Source organism: Novosphingobium sp. YAF33, assembly GCF_052113265.1.
In the GTDB taxonomy this organism is placed as follows: domain Bacteria; phylum Pseudomonadota; class Alphaproteobacteria; order Sphingomonadales; family Sphingomonadaceae; genus Novosphingobium.
Genome location: NZ_JBFRCW010000002.1, coordinates 564,626 through 579,629 on the forward strand (window position 1 = coordinate 564,626; position 15,004 = coordinate 579,629).

Consider the following 15,004-nt stretch of genomic DNA (forward strand, 5'->3'; position numbering starts at 1 on the left):
GTCCCTTTCAGAAGAAGGAGACGGGCATGGCTTCGGCCATGCGGGGACGCTGATCCGGTTTCTGGCCGGTCATCTGGCCCGGCTGCTGGATGGCCTTGATCGGGGCCACCTCATTGGCGCGCCGCCGCCGCGAGGCGAGCCGCTGCAGCGCCCTGGCGGAAATCACGCGGATGCCGCCTTCCGAGATGGTGCACCACTTGCCGCTCTCGGCCAGTTCGGCATCGAGATCGAAACCGTCCGGGATCACCGCGTCGGCCAGCACGATGGCGTTCGAGATCGTCACCGCCCGCCCGATCCGCGCGCCCGGCAGCAGCACGACATTGCGCAAGGTGGACCCGAAGCCGATCGCGCGGCGGTCTCCCACGCCGTGATGGACGGGATGCTCCACCGGCCAGGCGGGGTCGAGCGCCAGAGACCCGTCCAGCAGGTGGCGCTGCACCGCGTGATAGGCGTCCAGCGTGCCGAGGTCCTGCCACAAGGGCTCGCGCCCCTGCCTTCCGGGCAGGGCATAGGCATAGGCGGTGCCGCAGGAAACGAGCGCGGGAATGATGTGCTTGCCGAAGTCGAGATCGGCCACGGTGCCCTCGATCTCCTTCAGCAGGTCGCGCAGCAGCGACCATTCGAAGACGTAGATGCCCATGGAGGCCAGCGCGTGGTCCGGCCGGTCCGGCGCGGCAGGGGCGATCACGGGCTTTTCGACGAAGGCGGTGATCCGGTGATCGGCATCCGCCTCCAGCACGCCGAAGCCCGAGGCCTGGTCGCGCGGGACATGGACCACGCCCACGGTGACTTCGGCCCTGGCGGCGATGTGGCGTTCCACGAAGGGGCGATAGTCCATCTGGTAGAGATGGTCTCCCGCCAGGATCACGACATGGCGCGGCGCGACGAGGTCGATCTCGTCGGCGATGCAGGCCACGGCGGCGGCCGTGCCTTCGTAAGGACCGAAATCCGCGCCATCGAGGATCGAGATGGCCGGCTGCGCGGTTTCGGCCTGCCAGCTGTCCAGAAGATGGCGGTGAAGCGTATCGGGCTGGTACTGGGTCAGCACCATCGTCTCCCCCAACCGGGAATTGACGACATTGGCCAGGGTATAGTCGATCAGGCGCCCGTGCGGCCCGATCGGCAGGGCCGGTTTCGCCTTGTGATCGGTCAGGTCGTGGAGACGGCTGCCCCGGCCCCCCGCCAGGATGATCGACAGCACCGTACCGGCATGACCTTCGATGTTCGCGCTAACCATTCGCCCCTCTTCATCGGAACCGTTCTGCGCTGCCTAAACCGCGAAAAGAGGGCCGGTTCCGCCGGGCGGCGCTCCGTTCGTCGCATTCATCCCGCCCGGAAACGCGACTTGGGAACATGGGTGATGCGGCAGGCGAGATCGGCCTCGCCCGAGGCGACGACATAGTGATCGCCCGCGTCCGCGATTCCCGTCGTGAAAACAACGTCGCGCAGGTACATCTGGGCTTCAAGCGGGTGAGTCAGGTCCGGGTTCGCCTCGATCAGCGGCCGGTCGTCCGTCCGTAATACGCGGGAGGGATCCTCCCGGTCGAGAATCGACCAGTACGTGCGATAGATGCCGACGATCTCCTTGGGCTCGACCCCGTGCCAGAGCGTCAGCCAGCCCTCGTCGGTCAGGACCGGCGGCGCGCCGCCGCCCATGCGCGCAGTGGCGACCGTGGCGGCATGGGGGCGGATGCCGGGGCGCCGGCAGGGCTTCCAGAACAGCCCGTCCGGCGAATGGGCCAGGTTGATCGACGGGCCCGCGCGCCATTCGCTGCCGGGCGGATACGCGAAGTAGAGATCGCCCAGCGGCCGCGTCTGCGCCCAGTAGTGCCCGCCGATCAGCCCCTCGAAGATCAGCATGTCCTTGTTCTGGTGGTCCAGCACGATATCCTCGAACTGCCAGTCCAGCCCGTTTTCCGAACTGTAGAGCGTGGTGGAGTGGCGCTCCGGGCTGACCGAGCACGTGGTCATGAGCCAGCCCTCGCCCACCTTGCTGATCCGCGCGTCCTCCACGCCGTAGCACTGGAGGCTGCTGCGCGGCGCCACGGCGCGGTCGTAATGGACGGCCACCACTTCCAATCCCGCGGCGTCGAGTTCCACCGGCAAGAGCCAGGACAGCGAGGTCAGGGCCATGACCTTCCAGCCCCCGCCCCGCAGCATGAACTTGCGCGGATCGGCGGTGTCGGCGTGTTCGAGCGGCCAGGCATCCAGCACATAGCGGCCCGGTTCGCCTTCCTCGCCCTCCCAGCGGATGGCGTGGACATGGCCGTCCCGGATCGGATCGCGCAGCGCCTCGGCCACGCGGACCATCATCAGCAGGTTGCCGCCCGGCAGCCGGGTGAGGCCCGGATTGAAGGCGCCCAGCACGTAAGTCTCGGCATCGAGCTGGCCCGCCAGCGGCGAGCGCGAGAGGTCGACATCGTCGGGAACGAAGACGAGACGATCTTCGGGAAACGGCTCTGGCATCGGCGCGGCCTCCTTGAGGAAAGATCCCCCTTCGCCGCCAACGCGCGAGGGGGCGCCGGGTGCCCGCCGGGCCGGCTTACGGCGGCGGGGCGGGCGGAGCGGGCGACGGGGGCGACGGGGCCGATGGCGGAGGGCGGCGCTGCCCCTCCCCCTCGCCCCCCGCGGTTGACGCAGCCCGCCGCACCTCTCTACTCGGGGCGTCGCGCGGCCGGGAACAATCCCGCCGGCACGATCATTGAACCATCCTGCGCCGAGCCTGCGCCGCACAGGACGCAGGGCGTCGTGGGTCGCCTGGTCGGCCGGATCGCCCGTCACGCGGAGCGGCCCGCCGATGCGCTCAGCAGAACGAAGAGTATTGATGGCTGCAAGCACCCCCACCCCCGCCGCCTCCACGTCCACGGCCGCTTCGGCTCGGCATGCTCCCCCTGACGTGCAGGCACAGATCCACGATCTGACCAATGCCACGGTAAACTGGTTCCAGACCTACTGGCTGCAGATCATCATCGCCGGTGCCATCGCCATCGGCATCGTCACGGCGCTCTACGCGCTGCGGCGGCTGGGCAACCGCCTCTGCCGCCCCGGCCAGTCGCGCGGCGCCTGGCTGACGGTGGTCGGCCGGGTGGTGACCAAGACCACCAACTACTTCATCGTCATGACCGCCATCAAGGTGGTCGACAACTATGCCCAGACCCCGCCCGCGCTCGACCGGCTGGTGACATTCCTGTTCACCATCGCCGCCGTTCTGCAGGGCGCGATCTGGGCGCGCGAGTTCATTCTCGGCACGATCGAGCACAAGACCGCCAGCGAGCACTTCCAGGGCGAGACGATCATCAATGCCATGGGCCTGATCCGGCTGCTGGTGAGCGTGGTGGTCTTCGCGGTCGCCACGGTGGTCCTGCTGGACAATCTGGGCGTCAACGTGACCGGCCTCGTCGCGGGCCTCGGTGTCGGCGGCATCGCCATCGGCCTGGCGGCGCAAGGCATCTTCGCGGATCTGTTCGCGGCGCTGGCGATCATCTTCGACCGGCCCTTCAGCAAGGGCGACCAGATCAGCTTCGGCAGCAGCACCGGCGTGATCGAGGCGATCGGCCTCAAGTCCACCCGCATCCGCGCCTATACCGGCGAGCTGCGCATCATCTCCAACAAGAACCTGCTGGACACGGAGATCCTCAACGTCACCAAGCGGGATCACATCCGCCTGCCCTTCACCATCGGCGTCGCCTACGAGACCCCGGCGGAGACGCTGGAACGGATCCCCGGCATCCTGAGGGAACTGGTGGAGGAAGTCGGCGGCAAGCCCGCACGCGCCGGGTTCGAGACGTTCGGCCCCAGCTCGCTCGACTTCGCGCTGCTGGTCGACGTGCCCGGCGCGGACTGGTCGGTGGCGCATCCGCTGCGCGACCGCCTGCTGGTCTCCATCATGAAGCGTTTCGCGGCCGAGGGCATCTCCATCCCCTATCCGACGCAGACGACTTATACCGCCGCACCGGACGGACGGCTCATCATGCCTTACGCCGATGACCGGGCGCAGGTGCCCCAGCGTGCCGAACGCCAGATGAGCCAGCGCGGATAATCACCCGCTGTCCCCACCACGAAAAAGGCCCCGGCCGCTGCTGCGACCGGGGCCTTTTTCATGCCTTTGGCGGATTTCAGGTGACCGGGGCTGCCTGAAGATCCATTTCCAGCGACAGTTCGCGGACTTTCGCCACTTCCTCGGGATCGCCCAGGACCACGCCGATGCGCTGGTGCAGGCCCACGGCCTCGGCATCCAGGATACGCTCGCGTCCATCGGTAGCCGCGCCGCCGGCCTGCTCGATCAGCATGGCCATCGGGTTGGCTTCATAGAGCAGGCGCAGGCGCGCCTTGCCCGGCTTGGCGTAGTCCGAGGGGTAGAGGAACACGCCGCCCCGCTTGAGGATGCGGTGGACATCGGCCACCATCGAGCCGGTCCAGCGCATGTTGTACTGCCCCGCCAGCGGACCGTCGATGCAGCCCACGCGTTCGTCCACGTAGCGCGAGATGCCGGGCGACCACTGGCTGCGGCGCGCCATGTTGATCGCCACTTCGGGGTTGCCCGGGGTGATCCGGAGCGGACCGTCGGTCATGCGCCAGGCGCCCACTTCGCGGTCGAGCGTGAATTCGTAGACGCCGTTGCCGATGGTCAGGACCAGCATGGTCTGCGGGCCGTAGATGGCATAGCCGGCGGCAACCTGCTCGCGGCCGTACTGGAGGAAATCCTCCTCGGTCACTTCGCGGCCCGAAGCACCCTCGGGCGCCTTGAACACGGAAAAGATCGTGCCCACCGAGAGATCGACGTCGATGTTGCTGGAACCGTCGATGGGATCGTAGAGCAACAGGTATTCGCCCTTAGGGTACCGGCCCGGGATGCGGTGGATCGTCTCCATTTCCTCGGAAGCCAGGGCCGCCAGGTGGCCGCCCCACTCGTTCGCGTCGACCAGGAGGTCATTGGCGATCACGTCCAGCTTCTTCTGCACTTCGCCCTGGACGTTCTCGGAACCGAGGCTGCCGAGCACGTCGCCCAGGGCACCCTTGGAGATCGCCTGGGCAATCACCTTGCAGGCGCGGGCCACGGTCTCGATCAGGAGGCGCAGTTCGGCGGGACAGGCGGAATTGGGCTCCCGTTGCTGTTCTATCAGAAAGCGGGTGAGCGTAGTCGGCTTCATGGTCGGTTCCCTGCCTAGGCGGTCGAAAGGAGGCGATGAGGCCGGGGTCGGCCTGAAATCATGTGGCGCGGCGGCCATGCAGCCTCCGGTCCGGCATCCTTAGCCCAAGCGGCCCCGCGCGGCCATCGTCAAACGCTGGAATGAAGGATTAGAAAGGCGGGACTTTTCGCGCAGGCGATAAACCCATATTTGGTGCAGGTAATCATCGCCGCAGAACGATGTTCTCTTCCTCCCCGGACGCCGAAGTGGTATCCTGCGCGCAACCGCCAAAGAGCGGTACCGATAGGAGAGCGATATGGAGCGTCTGGAATCCGTATTTTGCGTCTGCGAGTTCAAGGTATTGTGCGCTGCGGTGTGCTGTTCCGGTAGCCTCGCACTCGTGACGATACTGCTATTGACCTGACTGGGCTGAACCTTCCGGAGATCCCCGGTTGTCCAGCGCGCCGTTGTCGAGCGTACTGGGCGCGCCCATCTCGATCATCCGGTCGTTCAAGGTTCTCAGGATAGACAGGAACGTGTTCAGGTCCTCATCGCCCAGGACCTCGAAAAACTGCGCTGCGAAGGCATCCCGGTGCGGTTCCACCTCGCGGATGACCGCGCGCCCCGCTTCCGTCAGATTGATCCGCTTCGCCCGCCGGTCGCTGGGATCGGGGCTCCGCGCCACAAGCCCATCCCGCTCCAGCCCGTCGATCGCTTCGGTTACCGTGCGCGGCGCCTGACCCAGCGCGTCGGCAATGTCGGTCGAACGCATCGCGCCGCATCTTTCCATCAGCAACAGCAACTTGAGCTGCGCCAGCGACGCCCCATGCGCCCGCATCCGGTCATTGAAGAGCCGGTGCATGCGCAGATGCAGATCGCGCATCTGTTCGAGGACTTCCTGCTGGATGCTCATGTCGAGAAATAGTGTGGGACCATATCAAATGCCATTGCCATATGCTCCGCGCGGGTGCAAGTGCATGTCCATCACTGCTGCGATGCAGCAATAAGGCATGAGTAACGATTGATGGCAAACGATGTGAGCGGGTCGCACGAAGGTCCCCAGAATGCCCCCGACAGCGAATCCGGCACCTCCCCGGCAGCCGAAACCGCGAATCGGCCTTCCGCGCTCAAGCGCCCGGGCGTGCGCCGCGCGCTGTTCGTCGGGGTGCTGGTGGTGATCGTCGCGGGCGGCGCCTGGCTGCTTCACTACGAAACGCGTGGCAAGTACCTTCAGGACACCAACGACGCCTATATCCAGGCGGACGCGGTCACCATCTCGCCCAAGATCTCCGGCTATGTCGAGGACGTGCTCGTCGGCGACAACCAGGACGTGAAGGCCGGCCAGCCGCTCGTCCGCATCGACCCGCGCGACTACAATGCCCAGGCGGAGCAGTACCAGGCGCAGATCGACGTCGCCAAGGCCAATGCCGATAACGTGCGCGCCGGCATCGGCGAGCAGGAAGCCGGCATCGCCCAGGCCCGCGCCCAGCTGGCCTCGGCCGAGGAAGACGCCCGCTACGCCGAGCGCGAGGCCGCTCGCTATGCCCCGCTGGCCGCCAGCGGCGCCGAGACGAAACAGCAGCTCGCCTCCTTGCGCAACCAGGCCGCCAAGGCCCGCGCCGCCGCCAATGCCCAGCGCGCTGCCGTGCTTTCGGCCGAGCGCCGGATCGGTTCGCTCAACGCCCAGATCCGCCAGGCCGAGGCCCAGGGCGAAGCCGCCCGCGCCCAGCTGGCCGCCGCCCATGTCAATGTCGGCTCCACCGTGCTCAAGGCCAGCATCGACGGCCGCATCGGCGACCGTACCGTGCGCACCGGGCAGTTCGTGCAGGCCGGCACCCGCCTGATGTCGGTGGTGCCGCTGACCAAGCTCTACGTCACCGCCAACTTCAAGGAAACGCAGATCGGCCTGATGCACGCCGGCCAGCCCGCGACCATCCAGGTGGACGCGCTGGACGGCACCAGGATCCGCGGCCACGTCGAATCCATCTCGCCGGGCACGGGCGCGCAGTTCTCCCTGCTGCCGCCCCAGAACGCGACTGGCAACTTCACCAAGATCGTCCAGCGCGTGCCCGTGCGCATCGCCATCGACGCCGGACCCGAGGCGCGCCGCGTCCTCGTGCCCGGCCTTTCGGTCACCGTCACGGTCGACACCCTGGCCGCCAAGGGCACCCAGGGCGCCGTGGCCAAGCAGGAAAAGGCACGCCGGGACGATAACCGGTGAGCCGATCCGCTTCCGTTTCGTCCCCGGCCCGGTCGCCGGCCGAATCGCCGGCGCCGCCGGAAACCGAGCAGCGCGCCGATGCCGCCGCCTGGCTGGCCGTGGCCGCGGGCACGCTGGGCGCGCTGATGGCGACGCTGGACGTCTCCATCGTCAACAGCTCGCTGCCCACGATCCAGGGCGAGATCGGCGCCAGCGGCACCGAAGGCACCTGGATCGCCACGGCCTATCTCGTGGCCGAGATCGTCATCATTCCGCTGTCCGGCTGGCTTGAACGCCTGCTGGGCCTTCGCACCCTGCTGCTCGTCGCCTCGGCGCTGTTCACCCTGTTCTCGATCATGTGCGGCCTTTCGACCACCCTGCCGATGATGATCGTCGGCCGCGTGGGCCAGGGCTTCACGGGCGGCGCGCTGATCCCCACCGCCATGACCATCGTGGCGACACGATTGCCCCGCGCCCAGCAGCCGATCGGCAATGCCCTGTTCGGCGCGACCGCGCTGCTCGGGCCGGTGGTCGGCCCGGTGCTGGGCGGCTGGCTGACCGAGAACGTCAGCTGGCACTATGCCTTCTTCCTCAACCTGCCGGTCGGCATCGCACTGGCGACGCTGCTGCTGGTGGCCATCCCGCACCAGAAATCCAACCTCGGCCTCATCCGCGAGGCGGACTGGATGGGCATTCTCGGCTTGGCCCTCGGCCTGGGCGGGCTGACCGTGGTGCTGGAGGAAGGCGAGCGCGAGCAGTGGTTCTCCTCCGGCCTCATCATCTCGCTGACGGCGGTATCGGTGTTCGGGATGGTGCTGATCGCGCTGGGCCAGATTTTCGCGCGCAAGCCGGTGATCCAGCTCAAGCTCCTGCTGAACCGGCAATTCGGCAGCGTCGTCGCCATGGTCACCGTGGTGGGCATGGTGATCTACGGCACGTCCTACGTGATCCCGCAGTTCCTTTCGACGATCGCCGGATACAATTCGCTGCAATCGGGGCAGGTGGTGATGCTTTCGGGCATCCCGGTCATGCTGATGATGCCGATTACCCCCTGGCTGATCCGCAACGTCGACATTCGCCTCTCCGTCGGCTTCGGCCTCTCCGTACTGGCGCTGAGCGCCCTGCTGGAGACCGGCCTGACGCCGCTTTCCGATGGCGCGGACTTCGTGGAATCCCAGCTCATGCGCGGCATGGGCACGGTGTTCTGCATGATGTTCCTGAATCAGGCGGCGATCCGCTCGGTGCCCAGGGAAGAGGCGGGCGATGCCTCGGGCCTCTACAACGCCGCGCGCAACCTGGGCGGTTCCTTCGCCCTGGCCGGCATCGCAGTGATCCAGGACCAGCGCCTCTGGCTCCACGCCCGGCGCCTGGAAGAAACGCTCAACGCCAATTCGGTCTCCGTGCAGGACTATGTCGCCGCGCAAGGACCGGGCGTGCTGCGATCGCTGGAATCGACCATCCAGATCCAGGCGCTGACGATGACTTATGCCGACATGTTCTGGATGATGTCGGTGGGCATCGTCTTCGTCATTCCGCTCGTTCTGTTCCTTCGCCCGCTGCCCAAGAATGCGCCGCTGGCGACCGGACATTGAGGAAAACCATGCGTTCCATCCTTCTGCTGCCCCTGATGACCGGGGCTCTGACGGTCACTCTCGCCGGCTGTACGGTCGGTCCCGACTATGCCGGCCCGCCCAGGGCCGCCTCCGACGGCGCCACGGCCGCCGCCTTCGTGCGCGCCGATGCCGGTGCGGTCACGGCCGCGCCGCCGGTCGCCGACTGGTGGAAGCCGCTTGGCGATCCGCTGCTCGACGATCTGATCGCCCGCGCCCTGGCCGGCAATACCGACGTCAAGGCCGGCGAGGCGCGCCTGCGCCAGGCCCGTGCTGCCTTGGGCGAGGAGCGCGCCAACCTCGCGCCCAAGGTCAGCGCTTCGGCCATGTACGCCCATGCCCATGTCCCCGGCGTGGCTTTCGGCAGCAGTGACGGCAGCGACAGCAGCGGCGGCGACAGCAGCGGGGGCAGCAGCGGCACCGACCTCAACCTCTACAACCTGGGCTTCAACGCCAGCTGGGAAGTCGACCTGTTCGGCGGCCAGCGCCGTGCGGTGGAAGCCGCGCGCGCCGGCATCGAGGGCGCCGAGGCCAGCCTGGCCGACGTGCAGGTGAGCATCGCCGCCAATGTCGCCAAGTCCTACCTCGACTTGCGCGACCGTCAGCAGCGCATCGCGCTCGGCCAGCAGTCGATCGCCTGGCAGGAAGAGGCGCTCACCCTCACGCGCCAGCGGCTCGAAAGCGGCACCGCAACCGCGATGGAAGTGGCCCAGGCCGAAGGCCAGCTCGCCTCCGCCCGCGCCCAGATCGCCCCGCTCGCCGCCGAGCGCGACGCCTACATGAACGCGCTGGCGGTGCTGACCGCGCAGGAACCCGGCGCGCTCGACGCTGCCCTGACCGCCGCCGGGGAGATCCCGCTGCCGCCCGCGACAGTGCCCGTGGGCGACCCCGCGCGGTTGATCGCCAACCGTCCCGACATCCGCGCGGCCGAGCGTGAGCTTGCCGCCGATACCGCCAAGATCGGCCAGGCCGAAGCCGCGCGCTTCCCGCGCCTCTCGTTCATGGGCCTGATCGGCATCGGCGGCACCAAGATCAGCGACCTTGGCAAGCTGGACGACTTCACCGCCCTTGCCGCCCCGCAACTGAGCTGGAGCTTCCTCGACTTCGGCCGCAGCAAGGCCAAGGTCCACCAGTCCGAAGCCGTGCGCGACGAGGCCGAGGCCCGCTACCGCGGCACCGTGCTGACCGCTTTGCGCGATGCCGAGGATTCGCTGGCGCGCTACCGCGAAGGCCGCATCACCGTGGCCGCGCTGGCCCGCGCGCGCGACAAGGCGGCGATGGCGGAGAGCCTCACCGACCAGCGCTTCCAGTCCGGCACCGCCACCCGCGTCGCCGTGCTCAACGCCCGCCGCGACCGCAGCAGCGCCGAGCAGAACCTGGTGACGGCCCGCGCCGCGCTCACATCGGATTACGTGGCCATCCAGAAGGCGCTCGGCCTAGCCTGGCGCTGATAAGGGCTTGGGGCTGATAAATATCTGACTGATACGGCGCTGACGAAAAAGGCTCCCCGGTCGCACCGACCGGGGAGCCTTCGCGTATCCGCGGTGGAACCGCTCAGCCGTGGCGCGCGATCAGCCGCAGGCCCGGGGTCGCCGGTCCCATCCGGAAACGATCGGCCTCGGCCGCCAGTGCGGCGATTTCCGAGGTCAGATTGCGAGCAGCGGCGGAGGTTTCCTCGACCATCGCCGCATTCTGCTGGGTGGCGTGGTCCATGGCCCCCACTGCCGTATTGATTTCACCGATCGCCGCGGCCTGCGCGTCGTTGTCGGCGGCGATCTGGCCCGCAAGCCGGGTCACTTCCTCGCCAGAGGAGGAGATGACGCCGAACGCCGAGTCCACTTTCTCCACGGCATCGACCGCCGCCTCGATGTCGGTCTGGGTCACGCCCAGCTGGTCGCGGGCACGCTTCGATTCCTCTTCGGCGCGCATGGCGAGGGCCGAGACAAGGTCCGCCACCACCGCGAAACCGCGCCCGGCATCGCCGGCCCGGCCGGCCTCTACCGCCGCGTTCATGGCGAGCACGCGGGTCTGGAAGGCGATCTTGTCGAGCCCCTCGATCACGCCGTCGATGCCCTTGGCGCTGTCGCTCACGCGGTTCATCGCCTGGACCGCGGCGTCCGTGCGCGCCCGGCCTTCCAGCACCGCGCCCATCGCCTGTTCCGACGTGGAGAGCGAGCGCGAGGCGGCCTGCGCCGTGGCGCGCAGGCGGTCGTCGATCTGCTGGATCGCCGCGGCCGTCTGCTCCAGGCTGGCGGCATTGCCCTCGGTGCGGCGGGCCAGGTCCTCGGAGGCCTGGGCGATCTCGCGCGATCCGGTGAGGCTGTTCTGGGTGCTGGCCTTCACCGAGCCGAGCAGGCCGCGCAGGCTGGCCAGGGCTTCGTTGAAGCTGGCCTTGAGCGCGGCGTATTCGGCCGGGTAGTCCTCTACGATATCGCAGGAAAGGTCGCCTTCGGACAAGCGGCGGAAGTTCTCGGCCATGCCCTGCACGACGGCGGAATTGCGCTGCGCCTCGCCGTTCGAGGCGATTTCCGCCTGCGCGGTCGCGCGGAACTGGAACATCGCCTGGGTCAGGCGGCCGACGCAGTCGCGGTAGTGCGTGAATTCGATCGGGCTATCGAGATCGCCCGAAGCCAGGCCCTCCATGCGCACCACGGTGGTGACGTAAGGCCCGGCGATCGCCTCGCGGTAGGCCACGGCCAGGACCACCGCCAGCGCGGTCGCGCCCAGCGCCACCCAGTGCGCGGCACTTTCGCCCACCAGCAGCCCGGCGCCTCCCGACAGTCCGACGAGAATGACGAAGCTACTGAAAGCGATAAGTAATTTCAGTCTGATCGGCGCGTTGGCCTTGAACCATTCCATTCGGATTCCCCCACCCCTGAGTTGTCGCCCGAGCGGCGGGAATTCCAGCCGGACGAGATATCCATCAGGCTTTATAGAGTGGAAGAAAGGCGTCAGTTTCGGACTCGTCGGAATTACAACCGAAGAGGTTCTTTTGCAGGACTGTTCTTGCAGGAGCCGTGAAAGCGGAAAACGATTGCCAAATGAACGCACGGATTCTTGCGCTTTTTAGGTAATGGTTTGCAAGCGGCAAGAATACCGCCGCCGCCGGCCTCTCAGCCCGGCCGGCTTCCCTTCAGGACCACGGCCTGGTCGATGACGCCGAAGGGCATCCAGCCGGTGCTGTCGCAGGCTGCCATGCGGACCCGGTCGCCGTGGACCATGAACGGGGTGGCGGGCTTGCCGTCGCGAATGATCTCGATGGCGCGGACTTCGGAGATGCAGCTCGATCCCACTCGCGCATAATCGGCGTTGGACACGGTGCCCGACCCGATCACCGTGCCTGCGACCAGATCGCGGGTCAGGGCGGCATGGGCAATGAGGTCGTGGAAACCGAAGTCCATCGCGGCGCCGCTTGCCGCGCCGAAGCGCCGGCCGTTGAGGTCGACCAGCAGGTCCATGCAGACCCGGCCGTCCCGCCAAGCCGCGCCCAGTGCCCCGGGCGTCACCGCGAAAGGCGCCATGGCGCAAGCGGGCTTGGCCTGGACCCAGCCGAAGCCGGTCTTCATCTCGACCGGCGCGATCGTGCGCAGTGACCAGTCGTTGATCTGGACGACAAGCCGGACGTGCTTCAGCGCGTCGGCGGCGGGCGTCCCCATCGGCACGTGATCGACGATCACGCCGAATTCGCCCTCGAAATCGATGCCGTGGGCGGGGTCTGCGAAAGGTACCGGGTCGTGGGGGCCGTGGAAGCGGTCCGACATCCCCTGGTACATCAGCGGCCGGTCGCTATCGACGGGAGGCAGCCCGAAGGCGATCTGCATGAGTTCGCCGTGCGTGCCGAAGGCCGATCCGTCCAGCCATTGCCAGGACCGCGGCAAGGGCGCGCGAAGGCGGGCGGGGTCGAGCGTCCCGCCGCCGCCTGCCTCCAGCATGTCCGCAAGCTTGCGCAAGGCAGGCTCGGCGGCGGCCCAGTCCTCCATCGCGGAGAGCAGGGTCAGGCCCGGCGTCGCCAGCCAGCGCGCGCCGTCGCGCGACACGACGATCAGCGCACCATCGGGGCGCCCGTTTTCCACCGTGGCAAGACGCATGGTCAGTCCTCGAAGATCGCGACGGCGCGCGTCCAGCCAGCCGAAGCACCCTTGATCTTGTGCGGGAAGCAAGAGACGGTGAAGCCGTGGCCCGGCAGCACTTCCAGGTTGTGCAGCTTTTCGAGGTGGCAGTAGCCGATGTCGCGGCCCGCCTTGTGGYCTTCCCAGATCAGCGAGGTATCGCCGGTTTCCTTCACCTTTTCGGCCGTATAGCTGAACGGCGCATCCCACGACCAGGCATCGGTGCCGGTCACGCGCACGCCGCGTTCGGTTAGGTACATCGTAGCCTCGTAACCCATGCCGCAGCCGCGGTTGACGTAGTTCGGCTCGCCCAGCGCCTTGCCGGCAGCGGTGTTGACCAGCACGATGTCAAGCGGCTGCAACGCGTGCCCGATGCGCGCGAGTTCGTCCTCGACGTCCTTGGCGGTGACCACATAGCCATCGGAGAAGTGGCGGAAGTCCAGCTTCACGCCGGACTGGAAACACCATTCCAGCGGCACTTCGTCGATGGTGATCGAACGCTCTGGCTCTCCATCCTTGCCGTTCATGGTCGGGTGGAAGTGATAGGGCGCATCGAGGTGCGTGCCGCTGTGGGTGGTCAGCTTCACCCATTCGGACGCGGCAAAACCGGCGCCGTCGGGCGTGTCCTCGGCGGTGACGCCGGGGAAGAACATGTCCAGCTCCGGCGCGGTGTCCATGTGGGTCTGGTACGTGATCTCCGGCTTCAGGAACGGCGGATCGCTGACCACGTCGTTGCAGAGCGAGATCGAGAGGTCGACAAAGCGGCGTCTGGAAGAATTGGGGGTCATGCGGTTTCTCCTCCGAGCGTCTCGGCGAACCAGTCCGAAATCAGGTCGCGGCCATAAGCCATGTTGTCTGCACCGACGTGTTCGACGCCGCCTTCGCGGGGCGTGAAAATCACCTTCTCTCGGCGCGGCGAGTTCACCAGCTGGTCGTAGAGGTCGTCGGCGTAATCCACGCTGATCTGGCGGTCCTTGGCGCCATGGGTGACGAGGAACGGCACCTTGATGCGGTCCATATGGCCATTGAGGTTCATCGCTTCGGACTTCGCCAGGAAATCGTCCTGATCCTCGGCTCCAAAGGCCCAGTGGACGTGCGCCCAGTAATGCGGCACCGGATTCTCGCCCTCGCGCGCCATGCGCTTGTCCTGCACTTCGCGCCAGTTGTGGTTGGCACCCCAGACCGCGCCTGAGGCGAAGCGCGGCTCATACGCCACCGCGCGCGGCGCGAAATGGCCGCCAAGAGAGATGCCGGTCATGCCGATGCGCGCCGGGTCGACGTCCGCCTGCTGCTCCAGCCAGTCCACCGCCTTGCTCGCCCAGCTTTCCGAGTGCGGATCGACGGGCAGGTCCTGCAGGCGCAGCGCCTCGCCCGATCCGGGCTGGTCGACGCAGAGGGTGGAGATGCCACGCCGGGCGAGTTCCTGCGGCAGGCGGGTCCAGTAGAGCAGTTCCTTGCAGCTATCGAGGCCGTTGCAGAACACCACCACCGGCTTGCGGCCTGCTCCCGGCGCGCGGGTGAATAGCGCCGGCATCGTGCCTGCCTCCAGCGGGATCTCCACGCGTTCGCGGTTGATCTTGCCGAGCGCGGTCGAGCGGTCGAAAGCCGCGCGCGCCCGGGCATAGGTTTCCTTGCGTCCGGGATGGCCGTGGCCCTGCATGCGCTCTGCGGTGATCAGATAGAGCGAGGCGCGCTCCAGCTTGTTCGAGGCCGAGAACTGGCGGCCCTTCGCCTCGTCCTCGGCGGCGAGTTCCAGCAGCTTGTCGCCCATCGCCGCCCAGGCCTTCATGAACTGCGGCGTGCCGGCATCGGCGCCGCTCGCTGCCGCGTCGCGGATCGGCTGGCACATGTCGATGATCTCACCGAGCTGCGCGCCCGATTCCATCGCGATCGAGACCGAGAGATTCCAGATGTAGTTCGGGAAGTATTCGAAGAGGGCCAAAGGGGGCTCCTGTA

At 67.5% G+C, this 15,004-nt stretch carries 12 protein-coding genes; 4 read left to right on the forward strand and 8 right to left on the reverse strand.

Features of this window, described 5'->3' with window-relative positions; translation table 11 throughout:
• Positions 1–7: 7 nt before the first annotated feature.
• Both AB4Z00_RS06610 and AB4Z00_RS06615 read right to left on the reverse strand, forming a co-directional pair.
• A complete protein-coding gene (locus AB4Z00_RS06610) occupies positions 8–1,237 on the reverse strand; it encodes a sugar phosphate nucleotidyltransferase (RefSeq protein ID WP_442045389.1) in 1,230 nt (409 codons plus the stop codon).
• Positions 1,238–1,323: 86 nt separating this feature from the next.
• The gene (locus AB4Z00_RS06615) at positions 1,324–2,466 is read right to left on the reverse strand and encodes a glycosidase (protein ID WP_442045390.1); all 1,143 of its coding nucleotides are present in this window, start codon (positions 2,464–2,466) and stop codon (positions 1,324–1,326) included.
• 358 nt (positions 2,467–2,824) lie between these two features.
• Here AB4Z00_RS06615 and AB4Z00_RS06620 point away from each other — a divergent pair, with 358 nt between their 5' ends.
• On the forward strand, positions 2,825–4,039 hold the full coding sequence (locus tag AB4Z00_RS06620) for a mechanosensitive ion channel family protein (protein ID WP_132267674.1): 1,215 nt from the start codon (positions 2,825–2,827) through the stop codon (positions 4,037–4,039).
• A gap of 76 nt (positions 4,040–4,115) precedes the next feature.
• Here the strand turns inward: AB4Z00_RS06620 and AB4Z00_RS06625 are convergent, their stop codons facing one another.
• Both AB4Z00_RS06625 and AB4Z00_RS06630 read right to left on the reverse strand, forming a co-directional pair.
• Positions 4,116–5,150 (reverse strand): class 1 fructose-bisphosphatase, encoded by a 1,035-nt coding sequence (locus AB4Z00_RS06625; RefSeq protein ID WP_132267676.1) that lies wholly within the window; start codon positions 5,148–5,150, stop codon positions 4,116–4,118.
• Positions 5,151–5,541: 391 nt separating this feature from the next.
• Positions 5,542–6,042: a MarR family winged helix-turn-helix transcriptional regulator gene (locus tag AB4Z00_RS06630; RefSeq protein ID WP_442045391.1), complete on the reverse strand. Its 501-nt coding sequence runs from the start codon at positions 6,040–6,042 to the stop codon at positions 5,542–5,544.
• Between the two features lie 111 nt (positions 6,043–6,153).
• Between AB4Z00_RS06630 and AB4Z00_RS06635 the strand changes: the two genes are divergently transcribed.
• From AB4Z00_RS06635 to AB4Z00_RS06645, 3 genes are read left to right on the forward strand one after another with little or no spacing between them, the layout of a single operon-like run.
• On the forward strand, positions 6,154–7,350 hold the full coding sequence (locus tag AB4Z00_RS06635) for an HlyD family secretion protein (RefSeq protein ID WP_442045392.1): 1,197 nt from the start codon (positions 6,154–6,156) through the stop codon (positions 7,348–7,350).
• A complete protein-coding gene (locus AB4Z00_RS06640) occupies positions 7,347–8,921 on the forward strand; it encodes an MDR family MFS transporter (RefSeq protein ID WP_442045393.1) in 1,575 nt (524 codons plus the stop codon). The genes AB4Z00_RS06635 and AB4Z00_RS06640 overlap by 4 nt, the downstream gene beginning before the upstream one ends.
• Before the next feature lie 8 nt (positions 8,922–8,929).
• Positions 8,930–10,390 carry an efflux transporter outer membrane subunit gene (locus AB4Z00_RS06645; RefSeq protein WP_442045394.1) on the forward strand — a complete coding sequence of 487 codons (1,461 nt, stop codon included), beginning with the start codon at positions 8,930–8,932 and terminating at the stop codon, positions 10,388–10,390.
• A gap of 103 nt (positions 10,391–10,493) precedes the next feature.
• Here AB4Z00_RS06645 and AB4Z00_RS06650 read toward each other — a convergent pair whose 3' ends face one another.
• The 4 genes from AB4Z00_RS06650 to AB4Z00_RS06665 form a co-directional block, all read right to left on the reverse strand.
• A complete protein-coding gene (locus AB4Z00_RS06650) occupies positions 10,494–11,798 on the reverse strand; it encodes a methyl-accepting chemotaxis protein (RefSeq protein ID WP_132267684.1) in 1,305 nt (434 codons plus the stop codon).
• 254 nt (positions 11,799–12,052) lie between these two features.
• Positions 12,053–13,027: a fumarylacetoacetate hydrolase family protein gene (locus AB4Z00_RS06655; RefSeq protein WP_442045395.1), complete on the reverse strand. Its 975-nt coding sequence runs from the start codon at positions 13,025–13,027 to the stop codon at positions 12,053–12,055.
• A 2-nt stretch (positions 13,028–13,029) separates the two neighbouring features.
• Complete coding sequence (locus AB4Z00_RS06660) at positions 13,030–13,836, reverse strand: cyclase family protein (RefSeq protein ID WP_442045396.1); 807 nt, start codon at positions 13,834–13,836, stop codon at positions 13,030–13,032.
• Positions 13,833–14,990, reverse strand: coding sequence for an alpha/beta hydrolase family protein (locus tag AB4Z00_RS06665; protein ID WP_442045397.1), 1,158 nt, complete (start codon positions 14,988–14,990; stop codon positions 13,833–13,835). Before AB4Z00_RS06665 ends, AB4Z00_RS06660 begins: the two co-directional genes overlap by 4 nt.
• Positions 14,991–15,004 lie beyond the last annotated feature (14 nt).

Bases quoted from the DNA above. Each gene is read 5' to 3' on its own strand.
- AB4Z00_RS06610 (WP_442045389.1), bottom strand. From the start codon at position 1,237: ATGGTTAGCGCGAACATCGAAGGTCATGCCGGTACGGTGCTGTCGATC.
- AB4Z00_RS06615 (WP_442045390.1), bottom strand. From the start codon at position 2,466: ATGCCAGAGCCGTTTCCCGAAGATCGTCTCGTCTTCGTTCCCGACGAT.
- AB4Z00_RS06620 (WP_132267674.1), top strand. From the start codon at position 2,825: ATGGCTGCAAGCACCCCCACCCCCGCCGCCTCCACGTCCACGGCCGCT.
- AB4Z00_RS06625 (WP_132267676.1), bottom strand. From the start codon at position 5,150: ATGAAGCCGACTACGCTCACCCGCTTTCTGATAGAACAGCAACGGGAG.
- AB4Z00_RS06630 (WP_442045391.1), bottom strand. From the start codon at position 6,042: ATGAGCATCCAGCAGGAAGTCCTCGAACAGATGCGCGATCTGCATCTG.
- AB4Z00_RS06635 (WP_442045392.1), top strand. From the start codon at position 6,154: ATGGCAAACGATGTGAGCGGGTCGCACGAAGGTCCCCAGAATGCCCCC.
- AB4Z00_RS06645 (WP_442045394.1), top strand. From the start codon at position 8,930: ATGCGTTCCATCCTTCTGCTGCCCCTGATGACCGGGGCTCTGACGGTC.
- AB4Z00_RS06650 (WP_132267684.1), bottom strand. From the start codon at position 11,798: ATGGAATGGTTCAAGGCCAACGCGCCGATCAGACTGAAATTACTTATC.
- AB4Z00_RS06655 (WP_442045395.1), bottom strand. From the start codon at position 13,027: ATGCGTCTTGCCACGGTGGAAAACGGGCGCCCCGATGGTGCGCTGATC.